This window comes from Fangia hongkongensis FSC776 = DSM 21703, from assembly GCF_000379445.1.
Lineage (GTDB): Bacteria > Pseudomonadota > Gammaproteobacteria > Francisellales > Francisellaceae > Fangia > Fangia hongkongensis.
In genome coordinates this window covers 99,383-121,972 of the sequence record NZ_KB902251.1, presented here as the reverse complement: position 1 = coordinate 121,972, position 22,590 = coordinate 99,383, and the positions used below count along the sequence as shown (strand labels likewise).

The window sequence follows — 22,590 nt, the reverse complement described above, 5'->3', positions numbered from 1 at the left end:
ATTGATTGGTTCCAAACATCGTATTAAATAACGTAGACAAAAAAAACAAGAGGACTTAGCACATGGCGCTAAAGCTTGAAGACAAGAAAGCGATTGTGGCAGAAGTAGCTGAACAAGCATCCTCAGCGTTGTCTGCGGCGGTAGCTGATTATCGTGGTTTGACTGTGAACCAGATGAGTGAACTACGCAAACAAGCACGTGAAACAGGTGTTTACTTAAAGGTTGTTCGCAACAACTTAGCAAAAATTGCAGTTAAAGGAACTGAGTTTGAATGCATGACTGGTGCATTTGTTGGTCCTTTAGTGTTGGCTTTTTCTAAAGAAGAGCCAGGCGCTTCTGCTAAATTGTTCAAAAACTTTATGAAAGATAATAAAGATTTTGAAGTGAAGAATCTTGCGATGAGCGGTGAGCTTTTCGGTGCGGATAAATTAGAAGAAATGTCTAAATTACCAAGCCGTCAAGATGCACTTGGCTTATTGTGCAATGTGCTTAATGCACCTGTTACGAAGTTTGTTCGTACACTTAACGAAGTTCCAGCTCAGGCAGTACGTGTATTTGCCGCTGTTGGTGAAGCGAAATAAAGCCCACTTTTCGTTTTTTTTGAATTACAAATACTATTTAATAGGAGTAAATAAAAATGGCTATCACTAAAGAAGACATTCTAAATGCTGTTGCTGATATGAGCGTTATGGATGTTTGCGAATTAGTTAAAATGATGGAAGAAAAATTCGGTGTTTCTGCGCAAGCTGCTGTTGCAGTTGCAGGTCCAGCTGCTGATGCAGGTGCTGCTGCTGAAGAAAAAACTGAGTTTGACGTTGTCCTAGTTGAAGCTGGTTCAAACAAAGTTGCATCAATTAAAGCAGTTCGCGCAGCGACTGGTTTAGGTCTTAAAGAAGCTAAAGATGCTGTTGAAGGCGTGCCTTTCACAGTTAAAGAAGCAGCTTCTAAAGATGAAGCAGAAGAACTTAAGAAACAGCTTGAAGAGGCTGGTGCTAAAGTTGAGCTTAAATAATCACCTGATTATTTAAACTAAAAGCAAAAGGCTAACAGGTATTGACCTGTTGGCCTTTTCTGCTATGTAATATTTATGTTTTATATGGCTTTCTTCTTATGCCATTGAAAAATAAGAAGCTGTACAAAGAATAAAGTTTTTTCAAACTTTTGGCATGATTTAGTGGTTAAAATGAATGTAATCAGAGGAAATGCCTGATGCCTTACTCATACGCTGAGAAAAAAAGAATTCGTAAAGAATTTGGGAACCTTCCTAATATTCTTGATGTCCCATATTTGCTTGCTATTCAAGTAAATTCATATAAAGAGTTTTTGCAAAGAGACGCAAAAGTCAAAGATCGCAAAGACATTGGCCTTGAAGCCGCATTTAAATCCGTATTCCCTATTGTGAGCTTGTCCGGATACTCTGAGCTTCATTATGTTAGTTATCGCTTAGGTGAGCCAGTATTTGATGAAAATGAATGCCATATTCGTGGTGTCACTTATGCTGCGCCTTTGCGTGTGAAGTTGCGTCTTGTTATTTATGATAAGGACGCCCCAGCAGAAGATAAAGTCATTAAAGATATTCGTGAGCAAGAAGTCTACATGGGTGAAATCCCATTAATGACAGGTAACGGTACGTTTGTTATTAACGGTACTGAGCGTGTGGTTGTTTCCCAGTTACACCGCTCTCCAGGTGTGTTTTTTGACCATGATCGTGGCAAAACGCACTCATCAGGCAAAATTTTACATTCAGCACGTGTTATTCCTTATCGTGGATCATGGCTTGATTTTGAGTTTGATCCTAAAGATTTGCTTTACGTTCGTATTGATAGACGACGTAAGTTGCCAGCAACAGTTCTATTAAAGGCGTTAGGTTATTCCGATGCCGAGCTTATCAAAACATTCTATGAGCCAGTGACATTTGAAGTCAAAGATGGTGCGCTTATGATGAGCTTTGACCCTGATTCATTAAAAGGGACAACTGCCTCTTTTGATATTCTTGATAAATCAGGAAAAGTTCTTGTCTCAGAAGGCAAAAGAATTACTGCAAGACACACTAAAAAGATGAAAGAAGAGAACCTCTCTCTAATGGAAGTTCCTTTTTCATATGTGATTGGTAAAGCGGCTTATGAGCAAATTGTTGATGAAACATCAGGTGAAGTTCTACTTCAAGCAAATGAAGAGATTACACCGCAAATTTTAGAAAAATTGCATGCTTATGGCATCAATAAGTTTACAACGATTGATACAAATGATCTAGATCGTGGTTCTTATATCTCAGATACGTTACGTAATGATATTTGTAATACGCGTGAAGATGCGCTTGTAGAGATTTATCGCATGATGCGCCCTGGTGAGCCGCCGACAAAAGAGTCAGCAGAAAGCTTGTTCAAAGGTTTGTTCTTTAGCTCTGATCGTTATGATCTATCAGCAGTTGGACGCATGAAGTTTAATAATCGTTTAGGACGCAAGAGTGAAAAAGGCGAAGGCATTCTAAGCAAAGAAGATATTATCGATGTGGTTAAAACACTGATTGATATTCGCGATGGTCGCGGTGAAGTGGATGATATCGATCATTTGGGTAACCGTCGTATTCGTGCTGTTGGTGAGATGACTGAAAACCAATTTAGAATTGGTCTTGTGCGTGTTGAGCGTTCTGTTCGTGAGCGTTTATCAATGGTTGATCGTGAAAATGCGATGCCACAAGATTTAGTGAACGCAAAACCAATCACAGCTTCGATTAAAGAGTTTTTTGGTTCAGGTGCATTATCTCAATTTATGGATCAGGACAACCCATTATCAGAAGTGACACATAAAAGACGTATCTCAGCGTTAGGCCCAGGTGGTTTATCTAGAGATCGTGCTGGTTTTGAGGTGCGTGATGTACATACAACACACTATGGACGCTTATGTCCAATTGAAACGCCAGAGGGACCAAATATTGGTTTGATTAACTCATTGGCTTGTTATGCACGCACTAATTCATATGGTTTCCTAGAGGCACCTTACAGAAAAGTAATTGATGGTGTTGCTACCGATGAGATTGAATATCTTTCAGCGATCGATGAAGGCAACTATGTTATTGCGCAGGCATCTGCAGCGATGGATAAAGATGGCCGTTTAACTGATGAGCTAATCCAGTGTCGCTCTAAAGGTGAGGCGATGTTTACCAGTGCTGACAAAATCCAATATATGGATGTTTCAGCAAAACAGATGGTGTCAGTTGCCGCAGCATTGATTCCATTTTTGGAGCACGATGATGCAAACCGTGCACTTATGGGATCGAACATGCAGCGCCAAGCAGTTCCAACACTTCGTGCTGAAAAGCCATTAGTTGGTACTGGGATGGAGCGTATTGTTGCTAGCGATTCAGGTACTTGTATCGTGGCAAAACGCTCAGGTGTTGTGGATGCAGTTGATGGTGGGCGTATCGTTGTTTGTGTCAACTCAGATGAAGTGGAAGAAAACAGCTCTGTTGTTGATATCTATAACTTAACAAAGTTCCGTCGTTCAAACAAAAACACTTGTATTAACCAAAGACCTATTGTTAAGCCGGGCGATGTTGTTGCTAAAGGTGATATTTTAGCAGATGGTTCATCTACTGATATGGGTGAGCTGGCATTAGGACAAAACTTGCTTGTTGCCTTTATGCCGTGGAATGGTTTTAACTTTGAGGATTCAATATTACTTTCTGAGCGTGTTGTTGAAGAAGACAGATATACCTCTATTCATATTGAAGAGTTAACTTGTATTGCCCGTGATACGAAGCTTGGTTCAGAAGAGATTACAGCGGATATTCCAAATGTCAGTGAAAATGCATTGAATAAGCTTGATACTTCCGGGATTGTGCATATTGGCGCCAATGTTGCCCCTGGTGATATTTTGGTGGCTAAAATCACACCAAAAGCAGAGCAGCAATTAACGCCAGAAGAAAAGCTACTAAGAGCTATTTTTGGTGAGAAGGCATCTGATGTAAAAGACAGCTCACTTCGCATGCCAACAGGTATGTACGGTACTGTTATCAATGTTCAAGTATTCACTCGTGATGGCATTGAAAAAGACGAACGTTCAGCTGAGATTGAAAAAGAAGAGCTTGATCGTGCGCGTAAAGATTTACGTGATGAGTTTCGTATTATTGAAGGCGCGGTTCGCTCTTATTTATTTGAGTTATTGCCGGGTGTTAAAGCAGCAGCAGGTCCTCAAGGCTTGAAGCGTGGCCAAGAAATCACAAAAGAGTACTTAAATGCACTTGAGCTTCAGCAATGGCTAGAAATTCGTGTTCAAGATGAAGCGGTAACTGAGGCAATTTCGCGCGCTAAAGCACAAATTGCTGCGGCACGTAAAGACTTTGAAGCGAAATTTGAGCTGAAGCGTAAAAAGCTTGCACAGGGTGATGATTTGTCTCCTGGTGTATTGAAAATCGTTAAAGTATTCGTTGCTGTTAAACGCCGTATTCAGCCGGGTGATAAGATGGCTGGACGTCATGGTAACAAAGGTGTGGTATCTCGTATATTGCCAATTGAAGATATGCCTTATCTGGAAGATGGTACACCGATGGATATCGTTTTAAACCCACTTGGGGTTCCATCTCGTATGAACATCGGTCAGGTGCTTGAGACACATATGGGTATGGCAGCAAGAGGATTGGGTTCTCTTGTGAGCGATGCACTGGAGTCAAGTGAAAAAGCCAGTGATTTGCGTAAAACACTTGAGAAAGTATATAACACTATTGGTAACAAAAAAGTTGACCTATCAGCGTTTGATGATGATCAAATTATTGAGATGAGTTATAACTTAAAATCAGGCGTTCCTATTGCAACACCTGTATTTGATGGGGCTAAAGAGAAAGATATTAAAGATCTTTTGAACCTGTGTAACATTCCAGAAAGTGGTCAGATGACCTTATATGATGGTAGAACAGGTCAGGCCTTTGATCGTAGTGTAACGGTTGGATGTATGTATATGCTGAAACTTGACCATTTGGTTGATGATAAGATGCATGCACGTTCAACAGGCTCTTACTCACTTGTTACTCAGCAGCCGCTTGGTGGTAAAGCACAATTCGGTGGTCAGCGTTTCGGTGAGATGGAGGTATGGGCGCTTCAGGCTTATGGTGCTGCTTATACATTACGTGAAATGTTAACTGTTAAATCAGATGATGTTAACGGTCGTACCAGAATGTATAAGAATATTGTTGATGGTAACTTTAAAATGGATGCAAGTATTCCGGAATCATTTAACGTATTGATGAAAGAAGTGCGTGCATTGGGTATTGATATCGATCTTGAATCTGATATCGAGCCATAATCCATTACTTACAAACACAACATAACTTGTAATATACAACTTCGTAGAGAATAGGAGTAGAGCCTTGAAGAACTTACTAGGCGGCATGAAACAGCAAGGTAAAGATTTAGAGTTCGACCGAATTAAGGTTGGTCTTGCTTCTCCAGAGATGATTCACTCATGGTCATATGGAGAAGTTAAAAAGCCTGAAACAATTAACTATCGTACATTTAAGCCGGAGCGTGATGGCTTATTTTGTGCGAAAATCTTTGGTCCGATCAAAGATTATGAGTGCTTATGTGGTAAATATAAGCGTTTAAAACACCGCGGTATTATCTGTGAGAAGTGTGGTGTGGAAGTGACACAATCACGTGTTCGTCGTGAACGCATGGGGCACATTGATTTGGCTTGTCCAGTGGCACATATTTGGTATTTGAAGTCTCTGCCATCACGCATTGGTCTTCTTTTGGATATGACACTTAGGGATATTGAAAGAATTTTATATTTTGAGGCCTATGTGGTTACCGATGCCGGCATGACATCATTTGAAGTGGGTCAGCTTTTAAATGAAGAAGCGTATCTTGATGCGTTGGAAGAATATGGTGATGAGTTTGAAGCACAAATGGGTGCTGAGGCAATTCAGCGTCTATTAATTGATGTTGATCTTGATCATGAAATTGAAACTATTCGTGAAGAAATTCCAACAACTAACTCAGAGACAAAGCTTAAAAAACTGACAAAACGTTTGAAATTATTGGAATCATTTCGTGACTCAGGGAATAAGCCTGAGTGGATGATTATGACCGTTTTACCGGTGCTTCCACCAGATCTTCGCCCGCTTGTTCCATTGGATGGTGGACGTTTTGCGACTTCAGATTTGAATGATTTATATCGCCGTGTTATTAACCGTAATAATCGTCTAAAGCGTTTGTTAGAGTTAAATGCACCTGACATTATTGTCAGAAACGAAAAGCGTATGCTTCAAGAGTCAGTTGATGCACTTTTAGACAACGGTAGACGTGGTCGTGCAGTAACAGGATCAAACAAGCGTGCACTTAAATCACTTGCTGATATGATTAAAGGTAAGCAAGGTCGTTTCCGTCAAAACCTTTTAGGTAAGCGTGTGGATTATTCAGGTCGTTCAGTGATTACTGTTGGACCAACACTTCGCTTGCATCAATGCGGTTTGCCGAAGAAAATGGCACTTGAGCTATTCAAACCATTTGTTTATTCAAAACTTGAGCACTATGAGCATGCCTCTACCATTAAAGCTGCTAAGAAAATGGTTGAGCGTGAAGAAGCGGTCGTTTGGGATATTCTAGAAGAAGTGATTCGTGAACATCCAGTTTTACTAAACCGTGCACCAACACTTCATAGACTTGGTATTCAAGCATTTGAGCCGACTTTGATTGAAGGTAAGGCAATTCAGCTACATCCACTTGTTTGTACAGCGTTTAACGCGGATTTCGATGGAGATCAGATGGCGGTGCATGTGCCATTAACGCTTGAAGCACAACTTGAAGCGCGTGCGCTGATGATGTCAACAAACAACATTCTTTCACCAGCGAGTGGTTCCCCTGTAATTGCACCAACACAAGATATTGTCCTTGGTCTTTATTACATCACACGTGAAGGTGTGAATATTAAAGGTGAAGGCAAACTATTTGCTGATTTATTGCATGTACAACGTGCCTATGAAGCAGGTGTTGTTGGAATTCATGCAAAAATTAAAGTGCGTTTGAACCATAAAGTCCTTTTAGAGTCTGGTGAGTATGAAGATGAAAAAGGGATTATTGAAACGACAGTGGGTCGAGCATTATTATCAAGCATCCTTCCAGAAGGCTTGCCTTTTTCTTTAATTAACCAGCCGTTAACGAAAAAAACAATTGGTAAGATTGTCGATCAGTGTTATCGCCGTTTAGGGACAAAAGAAACAGTGATCTTTGCCGACCAATTAATGTACGCCGGTTATAAGTACTCAACAAAATCAGGTATTTCTATCGGGATTAACGATATGATTATTCCAGATGCGAAAGCTGATGTGCTTGCTGAGGCAGAGTCACAAGTAAAAGAGATCTCTGATCAGTATGCTTCAGGTCTTGTAACAGCAGGTGAGCGTTATAACAAGGTAATTGATATTTGGTCACGCGCGAATGAGAAAGTCGCAAAATCAATGATGGATGTTATCTCAAAAGAGCACGTTACTGACAAAGAAGGCCAAGAAATTGAGCAAGAATCATTTAACTCTGTTTATATGATGGCAGATTCTGGGGCGCGTGGTAGTGCCGCTCAGATCAGACAGCTTGCCGGTATGCGTGGTTTGATGGCAAAACCAGATGGTTCCATTATCGAAACACCGATTACAGCAAACTTCCGTGAAGGTCTATCAGTACTTCAATACTTTACCTCCACGCATGGTGCGCGTAAAGGTTTGGCGGATACGGCATTAAAAACAGCGAACTCAGGTTACTTAACACGTCGTTTGGTTGATGTAGCGCAAGATTTGGTGATTATCGAAGATGACTGTGGTACAACACGCGGTTTAACAGTATCAGCATTGATTGAAGGCGGCGATGTTGTTGTGCCTTTGGGTGAGCGTATCTTAGGTCGTGTGACGGCTGAAGAAGTTTACAAACCGGGCACAGATGACATCTTAATTGAAGCGGGCACTTTAATTGACGAGAAACTTGTTGAGCTTGTTGAAGAAAATGGTGTTGATCAGTTTAAGATTCGCTCGTCTATTACTTGCCAAACACGTCGTGGGCTTTGTGCAAAATGTTATGGCCGTGATTTGGCGCGTGGACATTTGGTGAACTCTGGTGAATCTGTTGGTGTTGTTGCCGCTCAGTCTATTGGTGAGCCAGGTACACAGTTAACAATGCGTACCTTCCATATTGGGGGGGCAGCTTCTCAGGATACAGCAGATAACAACGTACAAATTAAAAACCACGGGCGTATTAAGTTTAATAACATTAAAACAGTTATTAACCGTGAAAATAACCATGTGGTTGTATCACGTTCAGGTGAGCTAAGTGTTATTGATAAATTTGGTCGTGAGCGTGAGAAATACAAAGTACCATACGGTGCGGTATTACCGGTTAATGATAATGCTGAAGTTGAAGCCGGTGCTGTTGTTGCAAACTGGGATCCGCATACACACCCTGTAATTGCTGAGGTATCAGGTAGCATTAATTTCGTTGACTTTATCGACGGTGTTACGATGAAGTACCAAGCAGATGAAATGACGGGTCTTTCAAGTATTGTTATTAGCTCTGATTCACAAAAAAGTGGTAACAGAGATGTCAAACCAGTGGTGCGTCTTGTTGATAAAACAGGTGAAGAGCTATGCTTCCCGAATACCAATATTCCAGCAAGCTACTTTATGCCAGTGGGCGCCATTTTGAACATTGAAAATGGCACGCAAATTGAAGTGGGAGATGTGATTGCACGGATCCCACAAGAAGGCTCTAAGAACAAGGATATTACAGGGGGTCTTCCTCGTGTTGCTGATTTGTTCGAAGCACGTCGTCCAAAAGATGCAGCTATTTTAGCAGAAACTTCAGGGGTTGTGAGCTTTGGTAAAGAGACAAAAGGCAAGCGCCGTTTGGTGATTTCACCAGAAGATAGCGATCCAGTTGAAATTATGATTCCAAAATGGCGCCACATTAACGTGTTTGAAGGTGAGCATGTTTCTAAAGGTGAGATCATTTCAGATGGTCCGATGGATCCACATGAAGTACTTCGCTTAAAAGGTGTGCATGCGCTGGCTGAATATATCATCAATGAGATTCAAGAAGTTTATCGCTTACAAGGTGTTGGCATTAACGATAAGCATATTGAAACGGTGGTTCGCCAAATGCTTCGTAAAGTTATTATTACTTCAGCGGGTGATAGTAAATTTGTTGATGGTGAGCAAGTTGAGCTTGTTCAGGTGCTTGAGGCGAATGATGAGCTAAGAGCAGCTGAAAAAATGGAAGCAAACTATGAGCCAATGCTTTTGGGTATTACCAAAGCATCGCTTTCAACTGAATCATTCTTGTCAGCAGCATCATTCCAAGAAACAACACGTGTGCTTACCGAGTCATCGGTTTCAGGTCAACAAGATCATTTGCGTGGCTTAAAAGAAAACGTATTGATTGGACGCTTGATTCCATCTGGAACGGGGCTTGCCTATCATCAAGAGCGTAAGCGTAAACATCTTCAAGAACAAGAAGAGTTGGATGCGGCGCCATCAATGGATGAGTTGGAAATGGCATTAAGTGCTGCGCTTAACGCAGATGATAGCAATGATGCGGTTGATCTTGATGATTTATTTATTGAAGATCAAGATGATGAAAATAACACTGATGCACAAAGCTAAGTGTATATTATGATCTAAGTTATAGTTTACTATAATCATCTTTTAAATGTTGACGCTATGCTAAAGCCACCTTCGGGTGGTTTTTTTGTTTTTACATAAAAGCAAATCTCCTTTAGACTAATTGTGATTTAGTTAAACTAAAAAGTGCGATGAAAAACATTCTTTTATGCGTCACAGGTAGCATTGCTTGTTATAAAGCCCTTGAGCTATTGCGATTACTACAAAAAGAGGGCTTTGATATCAAGGTTCTGATGACAGATTCGGCGAAGAAATTTGTAACAGCGCTTAGCTTTGAAGCGATCTCAAAGCACCCTGTGTATGATGATTTATTCGATTATGAAGAGAGCTCCATCGAGCATATTGATTTAGCCAAGTGGGCAGATTTGATTGTGATTGCGCCGGCAACAGCAAATACCATTGCCAAACTTGCAAATGGGATTGCAGATGATTTGTTAGGAAATGTTGTGCTGGCCACCCAAGCACCTCTTATGCTTGCGCCAGCAATGAATCAGCAGATGTATAAACATATTACTGTGGCTGAAAACTTACAAAAACTTCAAAATAGAGGCTACGACATTCTAGCAACAGAAGAGGGTGAGCAGGCCTGTGGTGATGTGGGGGAAGGGCGGCTTCTTGCCCCTGAGGTGATTACTTCAAAGGTGGTGGAGCTCTTTGCGGTTGAAAATAAAGATACGCCACATGTTGTTATTACTGCGGGACCTACGATTGAGCCAATTGATCCTGTGCGCTTTATTTCAAATCATAGCTCTGGGAAAATGGGTTATGCGCTGGCAAAAAGCTTCAAAGCGCTTGGTGCTAAAGTCACACTCATCTCTGGTCCCACGAATCTTGAAATCCCTTATGGGGTAAAAGGTGTGGATGTTAAAACAGCCAATCAAATGCATAAGGCGGTGCATGATACTATTAATCGGGCTGATATTTTTATTAGTGCCGCGGCAGTGGTTGATTTTAAAGCTGAACATTCAGCAAATCAGAAGATTAAAAAGCAAGACCAAGACCAAAGCAAAATGCATCTCTCTTTGATTGAGAATAAGGATATTTTAAAAAGTGTTTCACTCAAGGATTATGGCGAAGATAAGCGGCCATTTTGTGTGGGTTTTGCAGCAGAGACAGAGAATGCTGAGCAAAATGCATTAGCAAAAATTGAGCGCAAAAACCTTGATTTGTTGGTATTAAATCAAGTGAATACAAAAACAGGCTACCCGTTTTATCATTCAAATAATAGTGTATCTATCTATGATGGCACAAAAACTTTAGTGCAAATAATTGACGATGCGCCGAAAGAGGCTATCGCAAAAGAGCTTGCAGATCTAATCATGGTTAAATTCTCTTGTTATGCTCAAAAGTCTGCTAGAGATAAAGAAAAGGGGGCTAATTATGCGTGCAATTAAGCTCCTTCCTAGTGAGCTTGCTAATCAAATTGCTGCAGGGGAAGTGGTTGAAAGGCCCTCTTCGGTAGTTAAGGAGCTTGTCGAAAATGCCATTGATGCGGGCGCGGATGATATTATCATTGAGCTTGATCATGGTGGAAAAGAACGTATTTTAATTCGTGATAATGGTAGTGGTATTCAAAAAGAAGATTTAAAACTCGCACTATCAGCACATGCAACAAGTAAAATATACTCTTTAAGCGAGCTTGAGGCGATTAATAGCATGGGCTTTAGAGGCGAGGCACTTGCAAGCATCTCCTCTATCTCAAAGCTAAAAATTACTTCGAAGACAGACAGTGCTGAGCATGGCTGGTGCGTTGATAATAATGATTTAGATACATTAGTTCCAGCATCACACCCAACTGGGAGCACCATTGAAGTGAGCTCGCTATTTTATAACACCCCAGCAAGGCGCAAATTTCTAAAGGCTGAGCGCACGGAATATACGCATATCGATGAGTTATTAAAGAAGTTTTTGCTGTGTCATTTTCACATTAGCATGAAGCTCTTTCACAATGGCAAAGAGGTGAAAAGCTTTCCCAAAGCCTTAAGCCCAGAGCAAAAGCAAAAAAGAATTGAAAAATTGTGCTCACAGGCGTTTATTGAGCATGCCATTGTAATCAATGAGGAAATAGAAGGCCTTGCACTACAAGGCTGGGTGGCAAAGCCGCAGTTTTCAAAATCACGCGCGGATATGCAGTATTTTTATGTCAATGGGCGTGTGATTAAAGATAAGCTTGTGGCGCATGCAATTAAGCAAGCATTTCGTGATATCTTACACCATCAGCGCTATGCGGCATTTATTTTATATCTTAGTATCGATCCAGAAGCGGTGGATGTGAATGTGCATCCAACCAAGCATGAAGTCAGGTTTCGTGAATCAAGACGAGTACATGATTTTTTATTTAGTAAATTAAATCATGCCTTGTCTGAAACCAAACCGGATGCACCAGTGGCGTTGGAGAGTATAGAGAGTGATATTGATGGCTTGACATTCTCAGCGCAAAAAGAAAAATCGATGGCGGTTATGACGCCAAAGACAAATACCAAGACAGAGGATTATGTAGAAACCTTAAAGCTTTATAAAGAGGTAATTGGTAGCGGTGTCAGTGATCAAAAGGATGATTTTGATGAAGAAAGTCAAAATAAGCGCCATGCATGGAGTTACTCTGAAGGACTGAATATCGATCCGGTTGTTACAAAAGAAGCTTCTGTCGTTACAGATGAAAGTGTTATAAGTGAAGCATGCTACCGGCTTGGTTTTGCCATTGCCCAACTTCACGGTATCTATATTTTAGCGCAAAATGATAATGGATTAATCCTTGTTGATATGCATGCTGCGCATGAGCGGGTGTTATATGAAAAAATCAAAGAGAGTTGGTCAAAAGACAAAGCACTCTCCCAGCAGCTTCTTGTGCCATTAACTTTAGAGCTAACGCCTGTATTAATCGATGCGCTAATGACCCATGAGCATCAAATGATGAAACTTGGTTTTGAGCTGTCTGTGTTTGGTGAAAACTCAATTGTGATAAGGGCGATCCCAATTTATCTTAGAAATAAAGATATCGCAGGTCTTATTAATAAAATTGCATCAACGCTTCAGCATTTTGATGTCACACATGATTTAGAGGCGTATTTAAATCAAATATTAGCAACAATTGCTTGTCATCGTGCAGTGCGTGAAAATGATGTCTTATCCATCACTGAAATGAATCATTTATTGCGTGAAATGGAAAAGACAAAGCGCGCAGATCAGTGCAATCATGGCCGGCCTACTTGGGTTGAAATGAGCATTGCTGAGCTTGATAAATTGTTTATGAGAGGGCAATAGAATAAAAAAGTTGTGCGAACTTCTTTTGACTTTATACGCTTCATAGTAAACTGTCCTTCTGTAAAATAGATTTTTCTCCAAAGTTAAATATATAAAGAAACATAGCTATGCTAACAACAAACCAGATTAGACAGTCATTTATTGACTTTTTTAAACACAAAAACCATCGCCACGTTCCAAGCTCGTCCTTGGTGCCTGCTGGAGATGACACACTTTTATTTACCAATGCTGGGATGGTGCAATTCAAAGATGTATTTCTTGGTGTAGATAAACGTGATTATAATAAAGCAACCACTTCACAAAAGTGTGTCAGGGCAGGTGGAAAGCATAATGATTTGGAGAATGTTGGCTATACCGCAAGACATCATACTTTTTTTGAGATGCTTGGAAATTTTAGTTTTGGTGATTATTTTAAAGAAGAAGCGATTGCCTATGCTTGGGCGTATTTAACAGAAGTTTTAAAGCTCCCTGAAGAAAAGCTTTGGGTTACTGTCTATGAAGAAGATCGAGAAGCTGAAAAAATCTGGTTGGAGAGAATAGGCGTATCGCCGAGCCGTTTCTCTCGCATTGGCGCTAAAGATAACTTCTGGGCTATGGGCGATACAGGCCCTTGTGGTCCTTGTACTGAGATCTTCTATGATCATGGTGAAAGTGTTGAGGGTGGTCCGCCAGGCACGCCAGAGGAAGATGGTGATCGTTATATTGAAATATGGAATTTGGTTTTTATGCAATATAACCGTTTAGCTGATGGCACTTTAGAGCCTTTACCAAACCCCTCTGTTGATACAGGAATGGGGCTTGAGCGATTAGCTGCGGTATTACAAAATGTTCACAGTAATTATGAGATTGATTTGTTTCAAAATCTGATTAAACAAGTTGCTGATCTTCTTAAAGTTAATGACTTAACGCATCCATCGCTTAAGGTGATTGCAGATCATATCCGTGCTTGTAGCTTTCTGATTGCAGATGGTGTGATTCCATCGAATGAGGGGCGAGGATATGTGCTAAGGCGCATCATTCGCCGCGCTGTTCGCCATGGGCATAAACTGGGCGCAAAAGAGGTATTTTTCTATTTATTGGTCAGTGCACTTGTAACTGAAATGGGAGATGCCTACCCTGAGCTGAAAGAAAAACAGCACTTTATTGAGAATACATTAAAGCAAGAAGAAGAGCAGTTTCAAAAAACACTGACTCACGGGATGAAAATATTTGAAGAAGCCTTAGAGCAGCTTGAGGGTAAAGTTATCTCTGGTGCGCTTGCCTTTAAGCTCTATGACACCTATGGTTTTCCGCTTGATTTAACAGAGGATATTGCTAGAGAAAAGGACTTAAGTGTTGATACACAGGCGTTTCAATCTGCCATGGCCGAGCAAAAAGCACGTGCCAAAGAAGCAAGCAAATTTGCTGTAGATTATAATGATGCCATTAAAACAGAGAGTAAAAGTGAATTTTTAGGCTATTCGCTTGTCGTATCTGATGCAACCATTGATGGAATATACATTGATGGAAAGGCTGTTGATGTATTGAAAGCGGGAGAAAAAGCATCGATTATTTTAAATCAGACGCCTTTTTATGCCGAATCAGGTGGTCAGGTTGGAGATCATGGTGTTATTGAAGCACTTGGCAGTAAATTTATTGTCAAAGATACGCAAAAATCAGGTGCAGCGATTATTCATGTTGGTGAGATGCGTGAAGGTGAGTTAAAGCCTCAAGATGAAGTCACAGCTTATGTGGATAATCAAGATCGAATTGCAACGGCATTAAACCATAGTGCCACGCATCTACTTCATGCGGCTCTAAGAGAAGTTATCGGACAGCATGTTGAGCAAAAAGGCTCTTTAGTTGAGCCAACAAGACTTCGATTTGATTTTTCCAATCCCACTGCGGTTAGTACAGAGCAGCTTAAAGAAGTGGAAAGACGTGTCAATCATGTGATTCGCGAGAATTTGCCAGTAGAGACAGTAGAGACAACACCTGAGCATGCAACTGAAATGGGGGCAATGGCGCTTTTTGGAGAGAAGTATGGTCAGATTGTACGTGTATTAAAAATGGGCGATTTTTCTATTGAGCTTTGTGGTGGCACGCATGTCAGACAAACAGGTGATATTGGTCTATTGAAAATTGTCAGTGAGTCTGGGATTGCTTCAGGAGTGAGACGTATTGAAGCGGTGACTGGTGCTTTCGCTGAGGCGTTTATTGATGCGCAAGAAGAGACGCTTTTGACGATTGAGGAGTTATTAAAAGCCAATAGTGACAATGTGCTAGATAAGCTTCTTAAATTACAGCATCATGCAAAGACACAAGAAAAAGAGATAAAAAGCCTAAAAGCAAAGATAGCCTCTGGTGCAACAGCCGAAATTAATGAGGAAGCAATCTCGGGTGTGACGCTTGTATCAGCCTTGTTGCCAAATGTTGATATGGGTGTGTTAAGAGAAAAAATTGATCAATATAAATCACAAAAAGAAAACGTTGTGGTAGCATTAGCAACAGAAAATAAAGGTAAAGCACAAATCGCCGTTGGTGTGAGTCAGGCAATCACTTCCAAAGTGAAGGCAGGTGAGCTTGTCAATCATATTGCTGAGCAAGTCGGTGGTAAAGGTGGAGGACGTCCTGATATGGCGCAAGCTGGGGGCTCAAATCCAGAAAAATTACCTTTTGCTATGAGAACACTAAGCGATTGGCTTAAAGAACGGCTATAATGTTTGTTATACAAAAGTATGAGATTGCGAGATTTATAGCAGCGATCTTAGTAGAATGCAAAGCGAATAATCATGATTAGGAAAAGGTATGACCTTTAGTAAAAAAGCAATATTGACGTTTGTAACTTTTGCCATGGTTATCAGTGGTGCTGTCGCTGAAGGGGCAAACCAAGGGGTATCAGATCTCAATCGAATTTATAATGAGGCATTAAACAACTCGCCTCAATACAAAGCAAATTACTACACTATGCGCTCGACTCAGAGTAATCAAGATATTGCATTAGGCGCACTTTTGCCAAATTTGACCTTTAGTGCAGTGGCGCAGCAAACCTATGGTCAAAGTGGTAATACAAGTGGCACTTATCGTGTGTATAGTGCAGGCGCTGAGCTCAAACAGGTATTATTTGATTATAATTTATATCAAACCTATCAATCAACAAAACAAAGCTCGCTTCAAGCAGAAGAAACCTACGCGTCACAAAAGCAAACCTTTATATTGAACGTGGCCACAGCCTATTTCAATGTGCTAAATGCCAAAGATCAGCTGAGCTTTGCAAAAGCAAACTTAGATGCAGTGAAAAGCACGCTTGAGCAATCTGAAGTGAAAGCTAAAGTGGGGATGGCAACACAGGTTGATGTTAAGGTTGCCGAGGCAAACTACTATAGTGCTTTGGCGCAGCTAAAGGCAGATGAAAACTCGCTCCAGTCAGCCTACTATCAGTTGTATCAATATACAGGGGTTAAAACAGAGGCGTTAGCTGCTTTAAAAAATGGGCTGAATTTTACTAAGCCTTATCCTGATGATATTGATGCGTGGGTCGAAAAAGGAGAAATGAACAATACTTCTTTACGTGCTCAGATTTATGCTCAGGCAGCTGCGCAAAAAGCACTTTCTGCAACAACAGGGGCATTTTTGCCAACCGTATCTTTGGATGCCCAGTATAATGTAAATGATTTTAAAGGCGATAGTAGCGCAATGGCTACCAATGCTTTTGCAGGGGCTTTAAGTACCGCACCGGGCAATGTAAGAACTGGCTACATTGGACTGACCTTTACGTGGAATATATTAAATGGTGGCGCAGATTATGCCACAAGAAAGCAGGCGGCTTTTAGCTATCAGGCAGCTGAGTTTAGCACGTTAGATCAACAAAGAACAATCAAGCAGAGTATTCAGGCAGATTTTTATAATGTTGTCTCTGCCGTTAAGCAAATCCAAGCACTTCGCCAATCTGTGATTGCAGCTGAGTCATCTTATGAACAGTATCAAGCGCGTTATAAAGTGGGTACTGCGACGGTCAATGATGTATTAACACAGTTACAAACGCTTTATCAAAATAAGTCGCTTCTAGCAACGGCAACCTACAGTTACATCACAAGCGTGCTGCAATTGAAATTAGATGCAGGCACCTTATCAGAAAAAGATATTAATGCATTTAACTCTTGGTTAGAAATGTAGTTACGCTTCACAAGCTATTTATTTGCAAAAAATGCTTTAAAAATTTCCGCTCATTTTTCAGGTTTGCTATAATCTACCCATTTCAAAGATGCGGATTGAACGATTATGGCATTTTCATGTTTTTATAAGAGTAAAAAAAATACAGCAATTCAGTTAACGATTATCCCAGTAAAAAAATTCAAAACTTGGTTGGAGACAGCTAGCACTGAAATACAAAATAGGGTGCAAAGCGAGCTGTTTCATGCCGCTTCAGGGCAATTTTTAAAGCTAAGTGATAAAGAGGGGAATCTCTCTCAGGTGATATGGTGTGTTGAGGCCGATGATATGTGGGCGCTGGCAACACTTTGTGATCATTTGCCTGCACTTGAGTATAAAATAGAAGATCCTTTTGAATGTATTGACTCTGAGCTGTATTATCTTGGTTTTGGTTTAGGCGCATATCAATTTCATAGTTATAAGTCACAGAAGACTAAAAAGCACATGAAATTGTTTTTGCCTAGCGAGTATGCGCAGGTGGAAAAAACGCTAAGAGCAGTTTATCTAACGCGCGATATGATTAATACGCCTGCTGAAGATATGGGGCCTGCTGACATTGCGCATCAGGCACAAAAGCTTGCGCAAACTTTCTCTGCAAAATTTAGTGAAATTGTTGGTAAGGATTTAATAAAAGCAGGTTATCCGGGTATTTATACGGTCGGGCGAGCCAGTACGCGTGCGCCAAGACTTATTCAATTAAGCTGGGGGAAAGAAGAGCATCCACATGTTGTGCTGATTGGGAAAGGGGTTGCCTTTGATACCGGTGGGCTTGATATTAAAGCGGCAAGTGGTATGCGTTTAATGCATAAAGATATGGGCGGGGCTGCAAACACCCTTGGTCTTGCAAGATTGATTATGGATAAAGAGTTACCTATTCGATTAACAATGATGATTCCTGCTGTGGATAATGCAATCTCAGGTGATGCTTATAGACCAAGTGATATTATTACGATGGGAAATGGCACCACCGTTGAGGTGTCAAACACAGATGCTGAAGGCAGATTAATCCTTGCAGATGTTTTACATCATTCCTCTCACTTAAACCCAGATATGATGCTTGATTTTGCCACGTTGACAGGGGCGGCAAGAGTGGCTGTTGGCACAGAAATGGCAGCTTTTTTCTGTAATGATAAAAAGCTCACAAAGCACTTGAATGAAGCTGCGGATAAAACACAAGACCCTATCTGGCAAATGCCTTTATTCCCGCAATACAAAAAGCTATTAAATAGCCATGTTGCAGATCTTAAAAATGCAGCAACTGTGCCTTATGCTGGCAGTATCAGTGCGGCACTTTTTCTAGAGCATTTTGTTAAAAAGGGAACCAGTTGGGCGCATTTTGATTTAATGGGCTGGAATGTTAGTAACTTGCCTGGACGCGCAATAGGCGGTGAGGCAATGGGCATTAGAGCGGCCTATCAGATGCTTGAGGAAAAGTATAAACATTAGCGCATAACGGCATTAGGCACGATCTTTACTGCTGCCCCTTAGTGGTGGAGCGATATAAAATGTCACTAATTTTTAATTCAAGCGTGTATGATATCACTGATAATGGCACGCCAAATTGTAATAGTTCTTCTGCTTGCAATAACTTAGCATAATACTCACTATTGTGTGTTCTATTATTCATCTTATAAACCTTTCCATGTCTAATTGCTATTATATTGATGAGTTTAACAGATGAATATTACAGTTTTATTACAAGAAATACCCATTTGCTTGTTTGAATTGTATGTGAGATTGGCTTAAGATAGACTTTTGATATCAAGCGCGCAAATACAGCCTTTAGTCATATGAGTGTAAATCGTTATTTTATTGCCTTTTTTGTTAATTTCACCATTCCGCTTGGTGGAATGAGTACTGATATTTATCTTCCTTCTTTGCCGGCAATGGCGAAGTACTTTAATACATCAAGCACAGAAGTGCAGTTAACCGTGACGCTTTTTGCACTTGGTCTTGCAATTGGTCAGGTGCTAACAGGACCTATTTCAGATGCGCTTGGAAGAAAGAAAATATACCTTTTGGGGATTATTCTGCAATTGGCATCTGTACTTTATATTTTACTGTCAACAACCGTGCTCTCTTTAATCATTGTGCGCTTTATTCAAGGCTTTGGAGCAGCTTTGATGATGGTGCCTGCTCGCGCGATGTTAAATGATGTTTTTGAAGGGGCAGCATTAAAAAAACAATATACCTACATTACCGCGGCTTTCGCACTAGGTCCGATTATTGCGCCGTTTATTGGTGGGTATTTACAACATTACTTCAACTGGCATGCAAGCTTTATATTTGTACTGATTTACTTAGTGGTGTTATTTATAATTTGTTTGCTGTTCGTTCCAGAGACGATTAATAGCAAAAAGAATTTTTCTTTGTCACATTTAACACATAGCTACCACACGGTGCTGACAAATAAAAAGTTTGTAACCGGTGCACTTTTACTGAGCTTCTTCTTTGGCTATGTCGCAACTTTCAATGTAGCAGGTCCTTTTATTATACAAAATCTAATGGGCAAAAACGCCATTTTCTATGGCTATATTGCGCTATTAATGGGCGTGGCATGGTTTGCAGGCAACATGATAAGTCGTTTATTTTTTCGTTTTAAACTAAAACATAAAAGTTATGCGCTTTTAGGATTGATACTCCTTATGAGTGTGATCATGTTTGTCATTAACCTCTCAAGTTTAAGTGTGCCTCGTTTTATCACTCCTGTATTTATTATCACAATGTCAGCGGGCTTCTTATTTCCTATTTATGTTGGTGAATGCTTATCGCTTTTTCGCCAAGAGGCCGCTTCAGCAAATGGACTTTTATTTGCCATTATCTGGGTTTCATTTAGTCTTTTTTCATTTATCGCAGCAAATTTAAAAGTACATAGTCTCATGCCCCTTTTGAGCTGCTATGTGATTGTGAGCCTGATTCTTTTACTTGTATATATTATGATAGTTGCAAGGCATCATAGCTAATTCAAGCTTGGTATATTCTGTACGCTTAAACATAGATATTGAGGTAGGTTTATGGGTTACTCTAAAGGTTCTGAATAAATTGAATTTAACTTGATTATAGGGGTTAACCTATATAAAATATAGGCTATAATTTAAAGAAGGCAGTATTTATGTGGTCAGTTATAACAACTGATTTATTTGATGATTGGTATGACTCGCTAGATAATACCGACAGAAGCAACGTTTTAGCTTCTATGATCGTATTACAAGAAAGGGGACCTGCTCTTTCAAGGCCATATGCTGACACCATCAAAGGCTCAAACCACAAAAATATGAAAGAACTAAGAGTCCAAAGCAAAGGTAAGCCAATACGCATATTTTTTGCTTTTGACCCAAAACGAAATGCGATTTTATTATGTGCAGGAAATAAAACAGGTAAAGATAAAAGGTTTTACGAGGTTATGATACCCATTGCAGATAAAGAATTTATGCTTCATTTAAATAAAAACAAAACATAGGAGTAAGATATGGCCAGAACACTTAAACAGATACTTGCTCAAGAAAATGCAAAAGTTGTCACAAATGCCAAACAAAAGGCAGAGACTATTCTTTTGGATATACACTTATCTGAACTTAGAGAAAAAGTGAACAAAACACAAGTTGAATTAGCTAATACACTAGGTGTTAAGCAACCAACAGTTGCAGAGATGGAGAAACCAGGGCGAGATTTAAAGCTATCGTCATTAAAAAAATATATTGAAGCTACTGGTGGAAAATTAAGACTAGATATTGAACTTCCAGACGGAACACATTATGGCTTTTCTGTTTGAAAAATAATCGTTGAACTTGTAGAAAACATATCAGAATAACGCTGCTAGTTTTAATGAATACGATAGGGAGTTTATGCTTGACTATTGCCATTATATAGTTAAGCATTTCAATTTAGCACATAGGCATCACAAATATTAGCTGAGTTAGTATTTGTTCTTTGTAATCAAATACGTTATATTTCAAGCCAGTATAATTTTCTGTAAATATAAGAAGCTATGACGCCTGTAATTGCTATTGTTGGTCGCCCAAACGTCGGGAAATCAACACTTTTTAATGCGCTCACCAAAACAAGAGACGCACTTGTTTATGATATGCCGGGGGTGACACGTGACAGGCAGTATGCACAAGCAAGCTATGATGAGCATCATTATATCCTAATCGATACAGGTGGTATCTCAGATGGTGATGCTGGTGTCGATGGGTCAATGGCTGAGCAGTCGATTCTGGCAATTGAAGAGGCAGATTTAGTTTATTTTGTCGTTGATGCACAAGCAGGTAAAACCGTCGCAGATGATTATATTGCCTCACTACTACGCTCACGAGGCAAGCCGAGTGTGTTGGTTGTTAACAAGATTGATGGCCTTCAAGAAGATGGTGCAATGGCTGAGTTTTATGAATATGGCTTTGAGCATATTTACCCCATTGCTGCAAGTCATAGGCGTGGGATTAACTCACTGTTGGAAGAAACCTTATTGCCACTTTGTGAAAGTGAGGCAGATGATGAAAAAGATTCCAGTAATGCAACCAGTGAAGCCAACCAGCGTGGGATCAAATTTGCACTGATTGGACGACCAAATGTAGGCAAATCAACCCTGACAAATCGCATGTTGGGTGAGGATAGAGTCGTTGTTTATGATATGCCGGGGACAACGATTGATAGCGTGTATATTCCCTTTTCGCGTAATGATAAAGATTATACAATCATTGATACAGCGGGGATTCGAAAGCGCGGAAAAATCAAGGAAGTATTAGAGAAGTTCTCGATTGTTAAAACACTTCAGGCAATTAAAGATGCCAATGTTGTTATTGCTTTGATTGATGCCAAAGAAGGCCTGACTGATCAGGATTTGCATTTGATTGGCTTCGCATTAAGTGCCGGGAGATCTCTTGTTATTGCAGTGAATAAATGGGATGGCATGAGTCTTTCTGATAAGAATTATCTAAAAGATGAAATCAATCGAAGAATGGTGTTTTTAAAAGACTATGTCGATATTCATTTTATCTCAGCGCTATATGGAAGCAATGTTGGACATTTATTCAAATCAATCGAAGATGCTTTTAAAAGTGCCAATAAACGTATTTCAACACCTGATTTAACGCAAGTTTTAAAACTTGCTACAGAAGATCATCCACCGCCTGTGTCAGGCAAATCGAGAATAAAACCAAAATATGCGCATATGGGCGGGCACAATCCACCTGTAATTGTGATTCATGGAAATCAGGTCGATAAACTCTCTGGTTCATACAAGCGCTATTTAGAGAAGTTTTTTCGTGAAGCATTTGAATTTGTCGGCACACCGATTAAATTTGAATTCAAATCATCAATCAATCCTTATCAGCAGGATAAGAAGACTAATACAACACCATTAAAGCGCTATAAAGAAGAGAAAGGCTCTCGCACTAAGTCAGTGAGAAAGAATAACCAACAGCGCTCAAGACAGGCAAAACAAGTTAATAAAACAAATAAAACGAAGTGAATAGCAC

14 protein-coding genes are annotated in these 22,590 nt (G+C 40.1%); 13 read left to right on the top strand and 1 reads right to left on the bottom strand.

The features are described 5' to 3' along the window. Positions 1–62: 62 nt before the first annotated feature. From rplJ to A37Q_RS0106645, 9 genes are all read left to right on the top strand, one after another. Positions 63–581, top strand: coding sequence for a 50S ribosomal protein L10 (gene rplJ, locus A37Q_RS0106685; protein ID WP_018299513.1), 519 nt, complete (start codon positions 63–65; stop codon positions 579–581). Between the two features lie 56 nt (positions 582–637). After that, positions 638–1,012, top strand: a complete 375-nt coding sequence (gene rplL, locus A37Q_RS0106680) for a 50S ribosomal protein L7/L12 (protein WP_018299512.1) — start codon at positions 638–640, stop codon at positions 1,010–1,012. Between the two features lie 197 nt (positions 1,013–1,209). After that, positions 1,210–5,301 (top strand): DNA-directed RNA polymerase subunit beta, encoded by a 4,092-nt coding sequence (gene rpoB, locus A37Q_RS0106675; RefSeq protein WP_018299511.1) that lies wholly within the window; start codon positions 1,210–1,212, stop codon positions 5,299–5,301. 85 nt (positions 5,302–5,386) lie between these two features. Then, a complete protein-coding gene (gene rpoC, locus A37Q_RS14835; protein WP_018299510.1) occupies positions 5,387–9,640 on the top strand; it encodes a DNA-directed RNA polymerase subunit beta' in 4,254 nt (1,417 codons plus the stop codon). Positions 9,641–9,789: 149 nt separating this feature from the next. Further along, positions 9,790–11,052: a bifunctional phosphopantothenoylcysteine decarboxylase/phosphopantothenate--cysteine ligase CoaBC gene (coaBC, locus tag A37Q_RS14830; RefSeq protein ID WP_018299509.1), complete on the top strand. Its 1,263-nt coding sequence runs from the start codon at positions 9,790–9,792 to the stop codon at positions 11,050–11,052. Further along, positions 11,039–12,922 (top strand): DNA mismatch repair endonuclease MutL, encoded by a 1,884-nt coding sequence (gene mutL, locus A37Q_RS0106660; protein WP_018299508.1) that lies wholly within the window; start codon positions 11,039–11,041, stop codon positions 12,920–12,922. Before coaBC ends, mutL begins: the two co-directional genes overlap by 14 nt. Positions 12,923–13,029: 107 nt before the next feature. Further along, on the top strand, positions 13,030–15,621 hold the full coding sequence (gene alaS / locus A37Q_RS0106655; protein WP_018299507.1) for an alanine--tRNA ligase: 2,592 nt from the start codon (positions 13,030–13,032) through the stop codon (positions 15,619–15,621). Between the two features lie 88 nt (positions 15,622–15,709). Continuing rightward, on the top strand, positions 15,710–17,077 hold the full coding sequence (locus A37Q_RS0106650; RefSeq protein WP_018299506.1) for a TolC family outer membrane protein: 1,368 nt from the start codon (positions 15,710–15,712) through the stop codon (positions 17,075–17,077). A gap of 105 nt (positions 17,078–17,182) precedes the next feature. After that, the gene (locus A37Q_RS0106645) at positions 17,183–18,559 is read left to right on the top strand and encodes a leucyl aminopeptidase family protein (RefSeq protein ID WP_018299505.1); all 1,377 of its coding nucleotides are present in this window, start codon (positions 17,183–17,185) and stop codon (positions 18,557–18,559) included. Between the two features lie 25 nt (positions 18,560–18,584). Here the strand turns inward: A37Q_RS0106645 and A37Q_RS16230 are convergent, their stop codons facing one another. Continuing rightward, positions 18,585–18,740 carry a hypothetical protein gene (locus A37Q_RS16230; protein ID WP_018299504.1) on the bottom strand — a complete coding sequence of 52 codons (156 nt, stop codon included), beginning with the start codon at positions 18,738–18,740 and terminating at the stop codon, positions 18,585–18,587. A 133-nt stretch (positions 18,741–18,873) separates the two neighbouring features. Between A37Q_RS16230 and A37Q_RS0106635 the strand changes: the two genes are divergently transcribed. The 4 genes from A37Q_RS0106635 (at position 18,874) to der (ending at position 22,583) form a co-directional block, all read left to right on the top strand. Next, positions 18,874–20,076 carry a Bcr/CflA family efflux MFS transporter gene (locus A37Q_RS0106635; protein ID WP_338032632.1) on the top strand — a complete coding sequence of 401 codons (1,203 nt, stop codon included), beginning with the start codon at positions 18,874–18,876 and terminating at the stop codon, positions 20,074–20,076. A gap of 149 nt (positions 20,077–20,225) precedes the next feature. Then, a complete protein-coding gene (locus A37Q_RS0106630) occupies positions 20,226–20,573 on the top strand; it encodes a type II toxin-antitoxin system RelE/ParE family toxin (protein ID WP_018299502.1) in 348 nt (115 codons plus the stop codon). A gap of 9 nt (positions 20,574–20,582) precedes the next feature. Next, positions 20,583–20,885 (top strand): helix-turn-helix domain-containing protein, encoded by a 303-nt coding sequence (locus A37Q_RS0106625; protein WP_018299501.1) that lies wholly within the window; start codon positions 20,583–20,585, stop codon positions 20,883–20,885. A gap of 216 nt (positions 20,886–21,101) precedes the next feature. Further along, positions 21,102–22,583, top strand: a complete 1,482-nt coding sequence (gene der / locus A37Q_RS0106620; RefSeq protein ID WP_018299500.1) for a ribosome biogenesis GTPase Der — start codon at positions 21,102–21,104, stop codon at positions 22,581–22,583. Positions 22,584–22,590: the final 7 nt, after the last annotated feature.